At 65.5% G+C, this 16,482-nt stretch carries 13 protein-coding genes; 6 read left to right on the forward strand and 7 right to left on the reverse strand.

What is annotated here, in order from left to right; all coding sequences use genetic code 11:
• The first annotated feature begins 126 nt into the window (after positions 1-126).
• Both AUL30_RS01555 and glnA read left to right on the forward strand, forming a co-directional pair.
• On the forward strand, positions 127-465 hold the full coding sequence (locus AUL30_RS01555) for a P-II family nitrogen regulator (RefSeq protein ID WP_062226074.1): 339 nt from the start codon (positions 127-129) through the stop codon (positions 463-465).
• A gap of 44 nt (positions 466-509) precedes the next feature.
• Entirely contained in the window at positions 510-1,919 is a 1,410-nt protein-coding gene (glnA, locus tag AUL30_RS01560; RefSeq protein WP_062226075.1) for a type I glutamate--ammonia ligase, read from the forward strand.
• Positions 1,920-2,584: 665 nt separating this feature from the next.
• On the opposite strand, the gene AUL30_RS01565 is transcribed toward glnA, so the two are convergent.
• Together AUL30_RS01565 and AUL30_RS01570 are read right to left on the reverse strand one after the other, a co-directional pair.
• Positions 2,585-3,466, reverse strand: coding sequence for an alpha/beta fold hydrolase (locus AUL30_RS01565; protein ID WP_062226076.1), 882 nt, complete (start codon positions 3,464-3,466; stop codon positions 2,585-2,587).
• On the reverse strand, positions 3,463-4,719 hold the full coding sequence (locus AUL30_RS01570; protein ID WP_062226499.1) for a serine hydroxymethyltransferase: 1,257 nt from the start codon (positions 4,717-4,719) through the stop codon (positions 3,463-3,465). Before AUL30_RS01570 ends, AUL30_RS01565 begins: the two co-directional genes overlap by 4 nt.
• A 255-nt stretch (positions 4,720-4,974) precedes the next feature.
• On the opposite strand from AUL30_RS01570, the gene parE reads away from it, so the two are divergent.
• Entirely contained in the window at positions 4,975-7,017 is a 2,043-nt protein-coding gene (gene parE / locus AUL30_RS01575; RefSeq protein ID WP_062226077.1) for a DNA topoisomerase IV subunit B, read from the forward strand.
• On the forward strand, positions 7,017-7,535 hold the full coding sequence (locus tag AUL30_RS01580; protein WP_062226078.1) for a hypothetical protein: 519 nt from the start codon (positions 7,017-7,019) through the stop codon (positions 7,533-7,535). Before parE ends, AUL30_RS01580 begins: the two co-directional genes overlap by 1 nt.
• 39 nt (positions 7,536-7,574) lie before the next feature.
• Here the strand turns inward: AUL30_RS01580 and AUL30_RS01585 are convergent, their stop codons facing one another.
• From AUL30_RS01585 to AUL30_RS01605, 5 genes are all read right to left on the reverse strand, one after another.
• Entirely contained in the window at positions 7,575-8,600 is a 1,026-nt protein-coding gene (locus tag AUL30_RS01585) for an acyltransferase family protein (RefSeq protein WP_062226079.1), read from the reverse strand.
• A gap of 91 nt (positions 8,601-8,691) precedes the next feature.
• Positions 8,692-9,624 (reverse strand): sugar phosphate isomerase/epimerase family protein, encoded by a 933-nt coding sequence (locus AUL30_RS01590; RefSeq protein ID WP_062226080.1) that lies wholly within the window; start codon positions 9,622-9,624, stop codon positions 8,692-8,694.
• Positions 9,625-9,662: 38 nt separating this feature from the next.
• The gene (locus AUL30_RS01595; RefSeq protein WP_062226500.1) at positions 9,663-11,174 is read right to left on the reverse strand and encodes a glycerol-3-phosphate dehydrogenase; all 1,512 of its coding nucleotides are present in this window, start codon (positions 11,172-11,174) and stop codon (positions 9,663-9,665) included.
• Positions 11,174-12,820: an FGGY-family carbohydrate kinase gene (locus AUL30_RS01600; protein ID WP_062226081.1), complete on the reverse strand. Its 1,647-nt coding sequence runs from the start codon at positions 12,818-12,820 to the stop codon at positions 11,174-11,176. Before AUL30_RS01600 ends, AUL30_RS01595 begins: the two co-directional genes overlap by 1 nt.
• Before the next feature lie 27 nt (positions 12,821-12,847).
• On the reverse strand, positions 12,848-13,810 hold the full coding sequence (locus AUL30_RS01605) for a sugar-binding transcriptional regulator (RefSeq protein ID WP_062226082.1): 963 nt from the start codon (positions 13,808-13,810) through the stop codon (positions 12,848-12,850).
• A 474-nt stretch (positions 13,811-14,284) separates the two neighbouring features.
• On the opposite strand from AUL30_RS01605, the gene AUL30_RS01610 reads away from it, so the two are divergent.
• Both AUL30_RS01610 and AUL30_RS01615 read left to right on the forward strand, forming a co-directional pair.
• Entirely contained in the window at positions 14,285-14,941 is a 657-nt protein-coding gene (locus AUL30_RS01610; protein WP_062226083.1) for a DUF2291 family protein, read from the forward strand.
• Positions 14,938-16,473, forward strand: coding sequence for a sugar ABC transporter ATP-binding protein (locus tag AUL30_RS01615; RefSeq protein WP_062226084.1), 1,536 nt, complete (start codon positions 14,938-14,940; stop codon positions 16,471-16,473). Before AUL30_RS01610 ends, AUL30_RS01615 begins: the two co-directional genes overlap by 4 nt.
• The last annotated feature ends 9 nt before the right edge of the window (positions 16,474-16,482 follow it).

Genomic DNA, 16,482 nt, shown 5'->3' on the forward strand with positions numbered 1-16,482 from the left:
GTCTGCCCGATATTTTTGCATGAAATTGAACAACAGACGGGCACTTCATCCCTTGCCTGCTGTAGCGTTCAGCATGACGACAGGATAGACAACCAATGAGCCCGCGCGTGGTTAGGAGAGGACCTCATGAAGAAGATCGAAGCCATCATCAAGCCGTTCAAGCTGGATGAGGTCAAGGAAGCTCTTCAGGATGTCGGTCTGCAGGGCATCACCGTCACGGAAGCCAAGGGCTTCGGGCGGCAGAAAGGTCATACGGAGCTCTATCGCGGGGCCGAGTATGTCGTCGATTTCCTACCAAAGGTTAAGATCGAAGTCGTGCTGTCCGACGAAGCCGTCGGCGCGGCTGTCGAAGCCATCCGCAAGGCGGCCCAGACGGGCCGTATCGGCGACGGCAAGATCTTCGTTTCCAACATCGAGGAAGCCGTGCGTATTCGCACCGGCGAAGTCGGCGTCGACGCCATCTAAACACCGGCCCTCAACGACTACTCGCCCAAACAGGAAGGACCAAAATGACTTCGGCCAACGACGTTTTGAAGCAGATCAAGGATAACGACGTCAAATTCGTCGACCTGCGCTTCACCGATCCGAAGGGTAAGCTCCAGCACGTCACGATGGACATTACCCTCGTTGACGAGGACCTCTTCTCCGAAGGCACGATGTTCGACGGCTCGTCGATCGCCGGCTGGAAGGCCATCAACGAGTCGGACATGGTTCTCATGCCCGATCCGGACACGGCCCATATGGACCCCTTCTTCGCGCAGTCGACCATGTCGATCTACTGCGACATTCTGGATCCGGTCTCGGGCGAATCCTACAACCGTGACCCGCGCAGCACGGCCAAGAAGGCCGAAGCCTATCTGCAGCAGTCCGGCATCGGCGACACGGCCTTCTTCGGACCGGAAGCCGAATTCTTCATCTTCGACGACGTGCGCTACAAGGCCGATCCGTACAACACGGGCTTCAAGCTCGACTCGACCGAACTGCCGTCCAACGACGACACCGAGTACGAGACCGGCAACCTCGGCCACCGTCCGCGCGTCAAGGGCGGGTACTTCCCGGTTCCCCCGATCGACTCCTGCCAGGACATGCGCTCCGAAATGCTGACCGTCATGGCCGAAATGGGCGTGGCCGTCGAGAAGCATCACCACGAAGTGGCGGCGGCGCAGCACGAGCTCGGCATCAAGTTCGACACGCTGGTCCGCAACGCCGACAAGATGCAGATCTACAAGTACGTGATCCATCAGGTCGCGAACGCCTACGGCAAGACGGCAACCTTCATGCCGAAGCCGATCTTCGGCGATAACGGCTCGGGCATGCACGTCCACCAGTCGATCTGGAAGGGCGGCAAGCCGATGTTCGCCGGCAATGAATATGCCGGTCTGTCGGAAAACGCGCTCTACTACATCGGCGGCATCATCAAGCACGCCAAGTCGCTGAACGCCTTCACCAACCCGTCGACCAACTCCTTCAAGCGCCTGGTTCCGGGCTACGAGGCGCCGGTCCTGCTCGCCTATTCCGCGCGCAACCGCTCGGCCTCCTGCCGTATCCCCTTCGGCCAGTCGCCGAAGGCCAAGCGCGTCGAGGTCCGCTTCCCCGATCCGACGGCGAACCCGTACCTCGCCTTCGCGGCCATGCTGATGGCCGGCCTCGACGGCATCAAGAACAAGATCCATCCGGGCTCGGCCATGGATAAGGATCTGTACGACCTGCCGCCGGAAGAGCTGAAGGAAATCCCGACGGTCTGCCGCTCGCTGCGCGAAGCGCTCGAGGCGCTGGACGCGGATCGCGATTACCTGAAGGCTGGCGGCGTGTTCGACGACGACCAGATCAACGCCTTCATCGAGCTGAAGATGGCGGAAGTGCTGCGCTTCGAAATGACGCCGCACCCGGTCGAATTCGACATGTACTACTCCGTCTAAGACGGGATATGGCAGGCCCCGGCCTGCCCTATCGTCTCCACGGTCCGAAGGCCCGGCAGCATCCCGCTGCCGGGCCTTCTTGCTTGATGCGCCCAACGCCACGGGGCGGCGAGGGCGTCTTGGCGGGACCGCAAAGGTGCGTAGCATCATGCCCGGATCGATGAGGCTTTCGGCGTCGCCGGAGCCCATCCAGGGAGTGCCGATCCTTAAAACCTCATGCGCAGAGATGTCAGGGTTTGGCGTTGCTGTCCCGCGAGCGCGCACGATGACATCGGAGCATTCAATGCCCCAACCGCACCACGCAGCGCGGAGCCTTCCGGCACGCCGCTCCCAACTGGCCGCACTCATGCAAGCGCCGGATACATCGCCTTGCAGCGGTGGCGGCTGCCGGCGCTCGCGGCCTATCAATCTCCGCCGAAGATGCTGAGCAGCACCGCTGCGGCCAGGCCGAGATAGAATTGCAGGCTGAAATCGCCGAAGAATTCGACCATGGATGACATCGCAACCTCCCTGTGCCGGTCTTGCGCCGGTTCGATAGAGTTGGTGCGAAACGGGGCCGGGCCCTCGCCTGTCATGTCATGTGTGGCGCGAAGGAGCAGCGCCGTTCGCATGAGGTCTATGGTAGCGCAGTTGCGCCTTGATGCAACGATCTCTGCTTGGCGGGCTCATGTCCGGGACAAAATCCAGTTCAGCGTGTCCCGCCAGTCGAGCATGCGGATGGGCGTGCCATGCGTCCCACCGTCGAAGCCGACGAACCGGATCGGATAGGAGGGTTGGCGCGCTGCCTTCCCCTCCACGATGGCCATTTGCTGGGCCGCGTCATAGACGCGATCCCGCGTTCCGTGCGCAATCAGGATCGGCAAGGCCCGCCCCTGCCGCGCGGCCAGCGCGCCGGACAGATCCGCCGCGCGGCTCTGTCCGCCCAGGATGACGAGGCCGGAGAGGCGCGGCGCCGCCTGCGGATCCCCCGCCACGCTCCAGCAGACCTGGCTGCCCATGGAGGCGCAGGCCATGACGATCCGCGTGCTCGGGAAGCGCCGCGCGATGTCTGCAACCAGCGCACTGGCGCGCGTCATATCGGGCGGGCCGAACAGGCCGGCGCTCATCGTCATGTACAGGCCGCCATTGCGGTCGGCGAGGTTCTTGAGCCGGTTGAAGTTGCCGCCAAAGCTCCAGTCGATCAGGCCGAGGCTGCGATCCCCGCCCTTGCCATGGACGAACAGGACGACGAAGCCCGGCTGACCGCCGCCACCGACCAGCCCGACCTCCACCGTTCCGGCGCTCGTGCGCCAGCTTTCCAGGCGCTCATGACGCTGCGGGGCAAGATCGACATAGTTGCGCTGGACACGCCGCTCGGGGACGGCATCCCGCCGGTCGATATCCTGGCCCTCATCATAGGGAACGTCGAGGATCCGCCCATCCGCGCGGCTTGCCGTTTCCGCGCGGTAGGCAAACAGCGCATCCTTGTACGGCGCGATGGGCTGCCCCTGCGCGACGGCGCCCGACACCAGGAGCGCAAGAGCGGTAAAGGCGATGGGCGCCTTCATCGATAGATGGGGAACCGGGCGCTGAGCGCGGCGACTTCGGACTGTATGCGTGACTGAAGCTGCGTATCCTCCGGGGCGCGCAGCAGATCGACGATGAACTGCGCGATCGTCGCGAACTCCGCTTCCCCAAAACCGCGCGCCGTGCCGGCATTGGCGGACAGGCGAAGGCCCGAGGGCGCTTCCGGCGGATGCGGATCGAAGGGGATCTGGTTCTTGTTCACCGCCAGGCCCGCGGCCTCCAGCGTATGGGCGGCGAGATCGCCCCGGATGCCGAGCGGCGACAGATCCGCCAGCATGAGGCCGATATCGGTGCCGCCGGAGACGAGCCTGAGGCCACCCGCCGCCAGCCCTTCCGCCAGTTGCCGCGCATTGGCGACGACGGCGGCGTTGTAGGTCGTAAAGTCCGGGCGCAGCGCCTCACCGAGCGAAGCGGCCTTGCCGGCCACGATATGCAGCATGACCGAGCCCTGGACGCCCGGGAAGATGCCGCCATTGATGCGCCGGGACAGCGCCTCGTCGTTCCACAGGACGAGGCCGCCCCGTGCCCCGCGCAGGGATTTGTACGTCGTCGTGGTGACGACATGCGCATGCGGGAACGGGTGCGGATGCAGGCCCGTTGCGACAAGACCGGCAAAATGGGCCATGTCGACCAGGAGATACGCGTCCACCGCGTCGGCGATGTCCCGCAGCACTTTGAAATCGATCGCCCGCGGATAGGCCGACCCGCCCGCGACGATCATTCGGGGCCGGTGCTCGAACGCCAAAGCGCGCACCTCGTCGTAATCGATCCGCTCGTTCTGCCGCGATACGCCATAGCGCACGATCCGGTAGTCACGCCCCGTCAGCGTGGCGGGGTGGCCGTGGCTGATATGGCCACCGGCGGCCGTATCCATGGACAGGATGGTATCGCCCAGTTTCAGAAGGCCCAGGAACGTCCCGGCATTGGCGTTCGAGCCCGAATGCGGCTGCACATTGGCGAAGCGGCAGCCGAACAGGCGCGTCGCGCGTTCGACGGCCAGCGCCTCCACCGCATCGGCAAATTCCGCGCCGCCGTAATAGCGCTTGTAGGGCAGTCCTTCGACGGTCTTGTTCGTCAACACGCTGCCCTGCGCTTCCAGCACCAGGCGCGAGACGAGGTTTTCAGACGCGATCAGCTCGATCCCGTCCTGTTGACGGCGCATCTCGCCCGTGATGGCGCGTTCGAGTTCCGGATCGGCGGAAAGGCCACGGCTGAAGTAATCTTGCAGGGACATGATCGACGCATCCAGAATCACGAGCCACGGGAGAACGATCTGAGCGCGGACGCCACCGCTTGTCGAGGCGCGATCCGTCAACCGGCACGGCCCGGACATCCGACCGGTACGAAACGCGAACAGGCTTAAGACAATGACTGTGGATTTGCGGCGCGTCCCCTTGTAGAACATTTCGTGAAATGTTCCCCTTTGACGGGAGCGTAGCAAAGGATTTGCGCGTGGCGGCAGTCGGGCATCGGACGGAAGGACCATGTCATGAGCGATGACCTGTTCTCCGGTTCGGCCGCGCGTGCACGCCCGGCCCCCGCTGCCGAGACGCCCGCCCCGCAGCGGTCCCGCTCGGGCGGACGCAACGCGGCGCTCGTGACCGAGACGGACTACACCGCAGCCGATATCGAGGTTCTGGAAGGGCTCGAACCGGTCCGGCGGCGTCCCGGCATGTATATCGGCGGAACGGACTCCAAAGCCCTGCACCACCTCTTTGCCGAGGTGATCGACAATTCCATGGACGAAGCGGTGGCCGGCCATGCCACCTTCATCGACGTGGCGCTCGATGCCGGCGGCTTTTTGTCGGTGACCGACAACGGGCGCGGCATTCCCGTGGACCCGCACCCGAAATACAAGGACAAGTCCGCCCTCGAAGTCATCATGACGACGCTGCATGCGGGCGGCAAGTTCGACTCCAAGGTCTATGAAACTTCGGGTGGCCTGCACGGCGTGGGCGTGTCCGTCGTCAATGCGCTGTCCGACGTCCTGGAAGTGGAAATCGCCCGCGGACGCCGCCTGTACAGGCAGAGCTACGCCCGCGGCCTTGCAACCTCGCCTCTGGAGGAAGTTGGCGAAACCCAGAACCGGCGCGGCACGCGGGTCCGGTTCCGGCCCGATCCCCAGATCTTCGGGGAAAACGCCACCTTCGATCCGGCGCGGCTCTTCGCCATGGCGCGGTCCAAGGCCTACCTGTTCGGCGGGGTGGAAATCCGCTGGTCCTGCGACCCATCGCTCCTGGGCGAGGCCGAGGTTCCGCCCAAGGCGACCTTCCACTTCCCCGGCGGGCTCAAGGACTATCTGGAAACCTCGATCGGGTCCGAGCATCGCGTGACGAGCCAGGCCTTTGCGGGCCGCACACAGAAGATATCGGGCCACGGCGCCGTGGAATGGGCCGTTTGCTGGACCGCCGCCGACGGCGCCGTCCGCTCCTATTGCAACACCATTCCGACCCCCGAAGGCGGCACGCACGAGGCGGGCTTGCGCAGCGTGCTCTTGCGCGGGATCAAGGCCTTTGCCGAAGTGTCGGGCAACAAGCGCGCCAGCGTCATCACCGCCGAAGATGTGATGGTCACGGCGTCGGCCATGCTGTCGGTCTTCATCCGGGAGCCCGAATTCGTCGGCCAGACCAAGGACAGGCTGGCGACGGTCGAGGCGCAACGGATCGTCGAAAACGCCATCCGCGATAGTTTCGACATCTGGCTTGCATCCTCTCCGCAGGATGCCGCGCGGCTGATCGACTGGGTCGTGGAGCGCGCGGACGAGCGACTGCGCCGGCGGGCCGAAAAGGAAGTCAGCCGCAAGTCGGCGACCCGCAAGCTGCGCCTGCCCGGCAAGCTTGCCGACTGCTCACAGAGCGGCGCGGCCGGGGCGGAGATCTTCATCGTCGAGGGTGACTCGGCCGGCGGGTCCGCCAAGCAGGCCCGCGATCGCATGCGCCAGGCCGTGCTGCCGTTGCGCGGCAAGATCCTGAACGTTGCCAGCGCCGGCCGCGAAAAAATGGGCGCCAACCAGCAGCTTGCCGATCTGATGCTGGCGTTGGGCTGCGGGACGCGCGGCAAGTACCGCGAAAGCGATCTGCGCTACGAGCGGGTCGTGATCATGACCGACGCGGATGTCGACGGCGCGCATATCGCCTCCCTGCTCATCACCTTCTTCTTCCAGGAGATGCCGGAGCTGATCCGCGGCGGGCACCTCTTCCTGGCGGTTCCGCCACTCTATAAGCTGAGTCAGGGCGGCAAGACCGTCTATGCCCGCGACGATGCCGACCGGGAACGCATCATCGCCCGTGAGTTCAAGGGCAAGGGCAAAGTCGAGATCAGTCGATTCAAGGGCTTGGGTGAGATGCTTCCATCCCAGCTCAAGGAAACGACCATGGATCCGCGCCGCCGGACCCTCCTGCGCGTCGTCATGGACGATCTGCCGGAAGCCGGAACCGCATCCGCGGTCGAGGCCTTGATGGGGAACAAGCCCGAGGCACGTTTCCGGTTCATCCAGGAGCGTGCCGCATTCGTTGAGGATCTGGACGTTTGATGCCGAACCCTACACGCCGCATCGCCATGATGCTGTGCCTTGCCCTTGCCACGCCCGCATTGGCACAGGCTCCCGCCCCCGAAACATCGGCGCCCGCTGCCGGCGCAGCGGTCCCGGCGGAGCCGGCAGCGCCTGCCGAACCGGCGGAGATTACGGCTCTTTCACCTTATATCAGCGATGTGCAGGTTCTCGGCCCCTGGACGGCAGAGAACGCGTCCGGCGTCTGGCGGACGGTGCTTCTGCAAAAGGCAGGCGAGCCCACCGGCAATCGATTCTTCGTCCAGCAACTCCAGGAAAATGACGGCACACTGTCCCTGGTGAGCTCGACCGAGATTACCGAAGTGGCGGAACTGGACGGCGCCATCGTCGGCTATCGTGCCGACCAGCCGAGCGAGGACTCCCCGTCCACCCTGTCGCTGTATCTGGACATCGTGCCGCTCGATGGCGAGATTTCCGAAACATACGAACTCTTCATGACCCCGGGTGAAGCCTATCGGTTCGGGCCGGCATCCAACTGACCGAATGACGGTGCCGCCGGACCGGCATTCAACCGACCGTCAAGCCCGTTTCGGCATCCGCGCCGTGACGGCTTGCGGCAGGGCATAGAGAAAGCGCAGGCCGGCCCGCTCGGCCACGCTATGCAGGGCCAGCGCTGCAGCGGTCGCCACTATCACCGTGAGTGGAACGCCCCAATAGCGCAGGAGCGGCAGGTCGGCGGCCTGTGCCGCAAGGAGCGCCGCCAGAAGAGAGACGATGGGGGTGTGCGCCACATAGATCGGTAGCGTGTTTCGGCCGAAATAGCTGAGCGTGCGCTCGGCTGGTGACCAGCGCGCCGCGAACAGGGCCACAGCGCTTGCCCCGACAAGCGCGGCAGCCGACAGCCCTGCCCGCGCCGCGCCGTAAGCCGCACCATCGAGCTGCGACACTGCGGCGAGAAGGCCGGCAAAGAGAACGCCGCTGACCAGCAGAAGCGCGCAGGGGCGCTGTGCCAGGAACGCGACGGCCGGGCGTCCATACCAGGCGCCCGCCATGAAATAGGGCGCGTAGGCGAGCACGTTGTGGTGTGCGAAACTCTCCACCGCCACGATCTGGCCGAATGTGGCGGCGGACAGGACCACCAGGACGGCAAGCGCCGGCGCGGCCCATGGATACAGTGCCTTTGCGATCAGTGCATAGAGCGCCAGAGCCCAGATGAACCACAGGCCGGAACTCGGTACGAGCCAGCCGGACAGGAGTTCGGCGTGGTCGGCCCCTTCCGATGGGGTCAGCGTGTTTTCGATCCCATAGCGGTAGAAGTAGAACCGCAGGATGCTCCACAGCGCAAAGAGGTAGGCAAAGAGCAGAATGCGGCGGCGGAACAGATCGCCCCAGCCACGCTGCAGCATGCCAGCGGCCAGAAAACCGGATAGGCAGAAAAAGAGTGGCATTCGGACCGGCTCGAGCAGCGTGTTCAGCTGCACGAAGGCGTAGGCCGCCTGCCCCTCGATCCGCAGGTAAAGCGTGGCGTGGTACACGACCACAAGAAGGATCGATGCGCCCTTCGCTACGTCCACCCACGCCTGGCGCGTGTCCTGTCCCGACATTGCGATCCTCCGTTTGGCTACGCCTTTCGGATGAAGACAACTTCAGGTGTACAACTTTTGGCGACGCAACAGAAGTGGTTGCACCGCAATATCAGCGGTGCAGGTCGCTTGCTCCGCTGTCGATATGCGGTGCCCAGAAGGCGATGCTTTCGGCGATGGCGGGGATGACCTCCCGGTCATTCGGCTCCCGCTCCTTGAAGGACAGTTCGAGGCAGATTTCGTTGTCGACCGCCCCGCCCTCGTTCAGCGCCTGCAGGAGCGGCTCGGGCTGGATGCGGCCCGTGGCGTTGTGCCTGGCCGTGAAGGGCCGGTGCCCGCTCTTGTCCATCGTGCTCTGCTTGATGTGGATGATGGGCGACAGGCGCGGCACGGCGCGGGCCCAGGCGTAAGGGTCGGTATCGTCCGGATCGGGCGAGGTGATGTCGCCATGGTCGATATCGGCCATCATCCACATGGGAATGGCCATGTCGGCCGCGCTCAGGCGCTCCTGGAGCGCCAGCGTATCGCGGATCGTGTGGCCGAACTCCCGCCCGACGGACATCGGCTCCCAGTAGACATAGGAGAGCCCGGCACCCTTGGCATGTTCGGCCACCTCGGCCCAGCAGTCGATAGCGATGGAAATGAGATCCTCGCGCCGGGTCGGATCGTCGTAATCGGCATAGGTGAAGATGGCGAACTGGGTTCCGACCGCCGTTCCGCCGAGATCGCCGATGATATCGGCGAAGGTCTTGAACCAGTCCACATAATAGCGCCGAACATCCCTGTCGGGATGGCCGAAATGGTTGAGGCGGCCATAGGGCCCCGTCATGCCGGACGTGACGCGGACGCCGGTGCGCGACAGAGCCGCCGACATGGCGCGCGTCAGCCTTCGGATGACGGGCGCCGGCCAGGACGGATTGATGAACTCATGCGTGAGTTGCAGATCGCGGATCCGCAGGTCACGGGCGACGGTGTCGATCAGATCGTCAGGATCGGCAAAGCGATTGACGAGCGGATTGGTGTTCAACGACAAGGTCAGGGGCATCAAATCATCCTGGCGGCTATGGTTAGGTCAGCGGACTATCAGGCCGCCGCGCGATCGGTCTCGTCCATCCACTCTGCGAAAGCCGCCTTTTCCGCCGGGCTGAGGTGCAGGCCATGCTTGGTCCGGCGCACCAGGATATCGTCCGCGGTGCGTGCCCATTCCTGCGCCATCAGGTAGCGTGCCTCCGCCTCGTAGAGGTCGCCCCCAAAATGGCGGCCGAGGCCATCCATCCCCGACGCCGTGCCGACCAAGCGCTCGGTCCGCGCTCCGTAGAGCCGCGCATAGTGGCGCAGCAGACGCCGCGGCATCCAGGGATAGGTCTGGCGCAGATCTTGCGCAAAGGCGACGAAATCGGCTTGCGCCATTTCTCCGCCGGGCAGCGGCGCATGCGCCGTCCACGGGCCGGACATCTGCGGGAAGTAGGAGGCGATCTTCTCGACGGCGTGTTCGGCGAGCTTGCGGAAGGTCGTGATCTTGCCGCCGAAGACGTTCAGGAGCGGCACACCATCCGTTTCGTCGAGGTCGAACGTATAATCGCGCGTGACGGCGGAGGGGTTGCCCTGGCCGTCATCGAAGAGTGGCCGCACGCCGGAGAAGGCGTGGATGACGTCGGTGCGGCGCAGCTGTTCCTTAAAGTAGCGGTTCACCACCGCCAGGAGATAGGCGATCTCGTCCTCTCCGGCGGCGACATCCTCCGGGCGCCCTTCATAGGGAATGTCGGTCGTGCCGATCAGCGCCATATCACCTTCATAGGGATTGATGAAGATGACGCGCTTGTCGTGATTCTGGACGAGATAGGCCTGCGTGCCCTCCCAGAACTTGGGCACGATGATGTGGCTGCCCTTCACCAGGCGCACATTGCGGGGGCTGTTGCTGCCCGTGACCCGCCCGGCAATGTCCTTGACCCAGGGGCCGCCGGCATTGACGAGCACGCGCGCGCGCACCTGGCGCTTGCTGCCCGTCTCGAGGTCCGTGAACTCGACGTGCCAGGCCTTGCCGTCGCGCCGCGCGCTGGTGCAGGCGGTGCGTGTCAGCACCTCCGCGCCCTTTTCACGCGCGCCGACGGCGTTCAGCACGACGAGCCGTGCATCGTCGACCCAGCAGTCGGAATATTCGAAGCCCCGGCGATAGGCGTCCTTGATCGGCGCGCCTTCCGGATCGCGGGCAAGGTCGAGCGTCCGGGTGCCCGGCAGCTTCTTGCGCCCGCCCAGATGGTCGTAGAGGAACAGGCCCAGCCGGACGAGCCAGGCCGGCCTGTCCTGCGGGCTGTGCGGCAGGACGAAGCGCATCGGCCAGATGATGTGCGGCGCCGCGTTGAGCAGCACCTCCCGCTCGATCAGCGCTTCGCGCACCAGGCGAAATTCATAATATTCCAGGTAGCGAAGGCCGCCATGCACGAGCTTCCCCGAGCGCGAGGACGTGCCCTGCGCCAGATCGTCCTTTTCACACAGAATCACGGACAGGCCGCGCCCGGCCGCGTCGCGCGCAATGCCCGCACCGTTGATGCCGCCGCCGATCACGACGAGATCGATCGTCTCCAAATCGTTCATCATGCACTCTCCTGCGCCGCATCGGCGGCTGCCATCGTCTGTTCCGTATGTTCGGGGCCCGCCGCAGATTCCATGTCGGCCTGCGGCCGCGATGCGGCCATCTCGTGCCAGACCGGCGCAAGCTGGCGCCGCGCCAAACGGTAGGCTTCGAAATTGCGGGCATAGAGCTGCGCGAGGCCGGCATCCGGCTCTTCCGGTGCGTCCAGAAGCGGCGTGACCCATTCGGCGATACAGGCGTCCATGCTGTCATAGGCGCCGATGGCGACGCTCGCCATCATGGCGGCGCCAGCGGCACCGGCCTCCTCACGCGCGCAGACGCGAACGGGTGCGCCGACGCAGGCGGACAGCACGGCGCGCAAGGCGCGCGAGCGCGCCGCCCCGCCCGTCAGGCGCAGTTCGGACGGCATCGGCCCCATGGCGGCGTAACAATCGCGCGTGGCCATGCCGAGACCTTCGACAACCCCGCGCAAGAGGTCGGGGAAGCGGTGCCCGGCCGAAAGACCCAGGAAGCTGGCCCGCGCTTGCGCATCGATGAAGGGACCACGCTCCCCCGTATCGGAAATATAGGGATGGTACAGAAGCGCACCGGGCGCGCTGCGGGCCATCCAACCATCGATCCGCGCGACGAGCTCCCCATGGCTAACCGCCGGCCCGAACTCCTGGATCAGATCACCGGCCAGGCGCAGCGCCCAGTCGATGTTCAGCGTGGCCGCCATGTTGGTCTGGACCTGGGTGACCATGTGCGGCGCCGGCAGAAGGATCACATAGCCGGTATTCTCGTCGTTCAGCGCAACCTCGTGATCGCGGACGGCGCGCATGTGGACGCCCGTCGATCCGACCGTCGAACAGGCGACATCCGCCGCGCCCGTATGGACGCCCGCGCCGAGCGCCGTCATGACCATGTCGACGAAGCCGAGGCTGACCGGCGTGCCCGCTCGCAGGCCGGTGGCCGCGGCAGCCTCAGCGGTGAGCGGCATGGTTTCACGCGTGCCGTCCAGGATGGGCGGTAGAAGATGGCGGTGGCCCGAAAGCCCCAGCGCCTCGATGACGGTGTCGTCATAGGCGCGGGTCCGGAAATTGCCGAAGGTGAAGCTGGCTTCGGACGGATCGGTGGCGCGCACGCCCGTGAGCTGCAGGAAGAGCCAGTCCTTGCAGTGCAGCGCGCACCCCGCCTCTGCCAGGAGCTCCGGGCAGGATTTTGCCATATGGGCAAGCTGCGCACCCTGCTGGCAGGTGTTGAGACCCGTTCCCGTGGCTTCGAACCTTGCACGCTCCAGCGGGCCGGACTGCAGTCTTGCCACGGTGGGCGCGGCGCGGGCATCCAGCCACAGCCACGCATCGGTGAAAGGGCGCCCGTCCCGGCCGACCAGCCAGGTTCCATCGCCCTGCCCCGTCACGGACACGGCCGCCACCCGATCGGCAAAGCCGTCATGCCGTTCGACAAGCTCGCGTATGGCCTGGGCGCAATCGGCCCAGGTGTCGTCCAGCGACTGGACGGCGGCACCGCCAGGCCCGTGCCGGTAGCGGTTCAAAACCGATGCGACGCCGAGCTGGCGGCCGGACAGGTCGAAGGCGACAGCCTTGATGACCGACGTTCCGGCATCGATGCCGATGATGATGTCCACACCCTCCCGACCGATGATCATGCCGCCTCCCGTCCTTTCCCGCTCATATCAGACCTGCCGCTCGTCCAGAATGGCCGCGGCCGTCCCCTCATCCGTGATGAGGCCCGACAGGATGCCGCTCGACAGGACCGAGCGGATGCCGTCGATCTTCGCCTCGCCCCCGGCAATGGCCACGACCCGCCGCTGCCGCAGAACATCCAGGCCCGGAGAAACGGTCCGCGCGGACAGCGCGGTTTCCACCGGCCGCCCGTCACGGTCGAAGAAGTGCCCCAGAAGCTCGCCGACGCCGCCCCCGGCCTGCACTTCCCGGATCTCGTCGATATCGATCATACGTGAGGCGACGAGCTGCGCATCGGGCTGCGCCGTGCCGACCCCCACCACCATGAGGTCCGCCCGCTCCGCCAACTGGAACACCTCCTGTACGCCGCGCTGCGCCAGAAGCACGTTCCGATCGGCGACGGTGTTGGCGAAGAACGGAACCGGCAGGACATAGGCGGCCGATCCGGTGCTCTGCGCCAGGCGGTGCATGACATCGTGCGGATTGGCCGAAAAATTGCGCGTCAGCCCGCCGAGGAGCGACACGAACTGAACCCGCCCCCCATCGATATGCGGCATGGAGGCGACAGCGGCAGCCAGGGTCCGCCCATGACCGAACCCGATCACCCCGCCATCCTGCTGCAGCGCCTCGATCTGCCGCCGCAAATATCCGGCGCCGGCCATGCCGAGCGCCCGCAGCGGCAGCCCGGATTCGTACAGATTGGGCACCACGTCGCAGAAACTCAGGCCGAAGCGGTCGATCAGCCGTTCCCCGGCCTCCAGACATTCGACCACGGCTCCGTCGATGGACACTTTGACAGCGCCGATCTGGCTCGCACGCGTGACGAGGCGATGGGCCTTGACGCCCGATACGCCCAGCCGGGCGGCAACCTCGGCCTGTGTCAGCCCGGCGCCGTAATGCAACCATGCCGCACGGATGGCCAGACTGTCGTCCGCCGGGCGCCGCGCTACCATGAATTCGTCCTCCGCACCGCGTTCATCCCGGTGAAATTTTTTCTAGCGTGCGAAACTTCTTTCACTTCTAAACAGCCAAGTCAACGCGTCGCTTACGGGCAGGGATGCTGGCATGGCGCCGTTCCGGGCGAAAGTCAAAGCCCCATGGTAAGGCATAAGAGGCTGTTATTATTGGCACTTAATGGCACCCCTGATGCCTCCCAGCGCATCAGCGTCTTCTGAACAACTGCGCCGCAGCAATCCCTCTTAACATCAATGAACGCTCTTATCACACAAAGATATCACATCCTCCGCTTGCGCCCCGGTGCGTTATCTGGATAATGCGAGCTGTCCGGGCTCGGAGGATTTGCCCGCGACGCATCGGGAGGTTGCCGACATGTCCGCTTGCACAGCCCTGCCGGGTTACGGCCGCCGCTGCGTCGGCGGCATGCGTCCGGCGCCGCTCATGACACCAAGCCAAGGGTGCCCACAGCAATGACGACCAAGGCCGTTTCCGCACCAACGCAGCGTGGCTTCCTGCGGCCCCGCAACATCGTCCTGACCGTCGCCGGCCTGGCGCTCGTGGCCGCCATGGCGCTGGACACGACCGTCGTGGAGATCGGCGCCGACAGCGCCTCCCGGGCGCAGGGCTTTTCCGCACAGACCTATGGCCCGCAGGAATTTCCGCGCATCCAGACGGCGATCGAGGGCAAGGCCGCCGATGCCGTGGCGCTCGCCACCCAGATCGCGCAGGACAAGGACGCTGCGGTTGCCGCCCACGGCACCCCGTCCGGCGTCGGCCCCGTCATGGCCGTGACCTTTACCGGCGTGGCGGGGGAAGCACGCTCGGGCGTTTACACCGTGGCCATCGACGGCATGCCGGAAGGCACCAATGTGCGCGTGCAGACCGGCCCGGCGATCAACGGCACGGAGCTGCGTGACGCGCCGGGCGATATCGCCTTCGGCCAGTTCACGAACCAGATCGAGTATCAGAATGCCGGCGCGGCGCTGAACGACGAGATGAAACGGCAGGTTCTGGAAGGGGTGGATACCACCGCCCTGACCGGCAAGACCATCGAGGTGACGGGTGTCTTCCGCCTGATCAACCCCAAGAACTGGCTCGTCACGCCGGTGCGGATGGCTGTCCGATGAGCGCTTTGGGCAAGGCCGTCGAGGGCCTGGGTGAAACCGTCCTGGCGGCACGCAACGTGGCCAAGAGCTACGGCAATATCCATGCGCTGAAGGGCGTCAACTTCGAAGTGCGGCGCGGCCAGGTCACGACCCTTTTCGGAGAGAACGGTGCCGGCAAATCGACGCTGATGCGCATCCTGTCCGGGGTGACGCCGCCCAGCTCCGGGGAGATCCTCCTGGACGGCGTGCCGGTGACCTTCGCCTCGTCCGTCGATGCGCGGGATCGCGGCGTCTCGATCATCCACCAGGAATTGAGCCTCGCCCCCAATCTGAGTGTGCGCGACAATATCTTCATGGGGCGCGAGCTGCGCGGCCCCACCGGCGTCGACTTCGCCGAGGAAGAGCGGCAGGCCCGTGCGCTGATGGAGGAGCTGGAAGAGGATATCGACCCGCTCACCCCGGTCGAGGAACTGCGCCTCGGCCAGCAGCAGATCGTCGAGATCGCGCGCGCTCTGTCGATTAATGCGCGCATCCTGATCATGGACGAGCCGACATCCGCGCTCAGCGCCTCGGAGGTCGAGGTTCTCTTCAAGGTCATTCGTGACCTGAAGGCGCGCGGCGTGGCGATCGTCTACATCTCGCATCACCTGGAAGAGGCGCTGCAGATCACCGACCATGCGGTCGTTCTGCGTGACGGCGCCATGACGGCGGCGGCGGAGCGCCGCAACATCGATCTGGAATGGATCGTCCGCCACATGGTGGGCGAGAACTTCGATCTCGGCGCGCCGCCGACCGGCTATAATTTCGGCCCCGTCGCGCTGTCCGTGCGCGATGTCAGCGTGACCGACAAATCCGGCATCGAGCTGGTGGACAGGCTGAGCCTCGACGTCCGCGCCGGAGAGGTCGTCTGCATCTACGGGCTCATGGGCGCGGGGCGGACCGAACTCCTGGAAGCCATCGCCGGACGCCAGGCCCTGTCGGGCGGCGCGATCGTCCTGGAAGATCGGGACGTCTCCCGGCTGAGCATTGCCGAGCGCATCCAGCGCGGCCTCGTGCTCATTCCGGAAGATCGTCAGCGGGATGGGCTCGTCCAGACCATGTCGGTGGGCACGAACCTGTCGCTCGCCAGCATCAAGGCCTTCACCCGCGGGCTCTTCACCTCCACCGCGCGGGAGGATGCACTCATCGCGGATTCGATCCGCCGCGTGCACATCAAGACCGGCGGCGCCGATCTGCCGATCGGCTCCCTCTCCGGGGGCAACCAGCAGAAGGTGGTCATCGGCAAGATGCTCGCCACGCTGCCCCGCGTCGTCCTTTTGGACGAGCCGTCCCGCGGGATCGACATCGGCGCCAAGGCGGAGGTTTTCAAGCTCCTGGCCGAACGCGCCCGGGACGGCCTCGCCGTCGTCTACTCGACCTCCGAAGTCGGGGAATGCCTGAGCATCGCGCACAGGATCATCGTCATGAGCCGCGGCCGCATCGCGGCGGAGTTCGGCTCGGACGTCACCAAGGAAAAGATCATGGCCGCGTCGGGCGAGGCCGTCGTCGCATGAGCAACAGGG

Origin of the sequence: Aureimonas frigidaquae (assembly GCF_001463905.1) — a bacterium.
GTDB classification, from domain to species: Bacteria; Pseudomonadota; Alphaproteobacteria; order Rhizobiales; family Rhizobiaceae; genus Aureimonas; species Aureimonas frigidaquae.

Excerpts from the sequence above, each read along its gene's own strand:
- AUL30_RS01555 (WP_062226074.1), top strand. The coding sequence starts at position 127 with ATGAAGAAGATCGAAGCCATCATCAAGCCGTTCAAGCTGGATGAGGTC.
- glnA (WP_062226075.1), top strand. The coding sequence starts at position 510 with ATGACTTCGGCCAACGACGTTTTGAAGCAGATCAAGGATAACGACGTC.
- AUL30_RS01565 (WP_062226076.1), bottom strand. The coding sequence starts at position 3,466 with ATGAAGGCGCCCATCGCCTTTACCGCTCTTGCGCTCCTGGTGTCGGGC.
- AUL30_RS01570 (WP_062226499.1), bottom strand. The coding sequence starts at position 4,719 with ATGTCCCTGCAAGATTACTTCAGCCGTGGCCTTTCCGCCGATCCGGAA.
- parE (WP_062226077.1), top strand. The coding sequence starts at position 4,975 with ATGAGCGATGACCTGTTCTCCGGTTCGGCCGCGCGTGCACGCCCGGCC.
- AUL30_RS01580 (WP_062226078.1), top strand. The coding sequence starts at position 7,017 with ATGCCGAACCCTACACGCCGCATCGCCATGATGCTGTGCCTTGCCCTT.
- AUL30_RS01585 (WP_062226079.1), bottom strand. The coding sequence starts at position 8,600 with ATGTCGGGACAGGACACGCGCCAGGCGTGGGTGGACGTAGCGAAGGGC.
- AUL30_RS01590 (WP_062226080.1), bottom strand. The coding sequence starts at position 9,624 with ATGCCCCTGACCTTGTCGTTGAACACCAATCCGCTCGTCAATCGCTTT.
- AUL30_RS01595 (WP_062226500.1), bottom strand. The coding sequence starts at position 11,174 with ATGAACGATTTGGAGACGATCGATCTCGTCGTGATCGGCGGCGGCATC.
- AUL30_RS01600 (WP_062226081.1), bottom strand. The coding sequence starts at position 12,820 with ATGATCATCGGTCGGGAGGGTGTGGACATCATCATCGGCATCGATGCC.
- AUL30_RS01605 (WP_062226082.1), bottom strand. The coding sequence starts at position 13,810 with ATGGTAGCGCGGCGCCCGGCGGACGACAGTCTGGCCATCCGTGCGGCA.
- AUL30_RS01610 (WP_062226083.1), top strand. The coding sequence starts at position 14,285 with ATGACGACCAAGGCCGTTTCCGCACCAACGCAGCGTGGCTTCCTGCGG.
- AUL30_RS01615 (WP_062226084.1), top strand. The coding sequence starts at position 14,938 with ATGAGCGCTTTGGGCAAGGCCGTCGAGGGCCTGGGTGAAACCGTCCTG.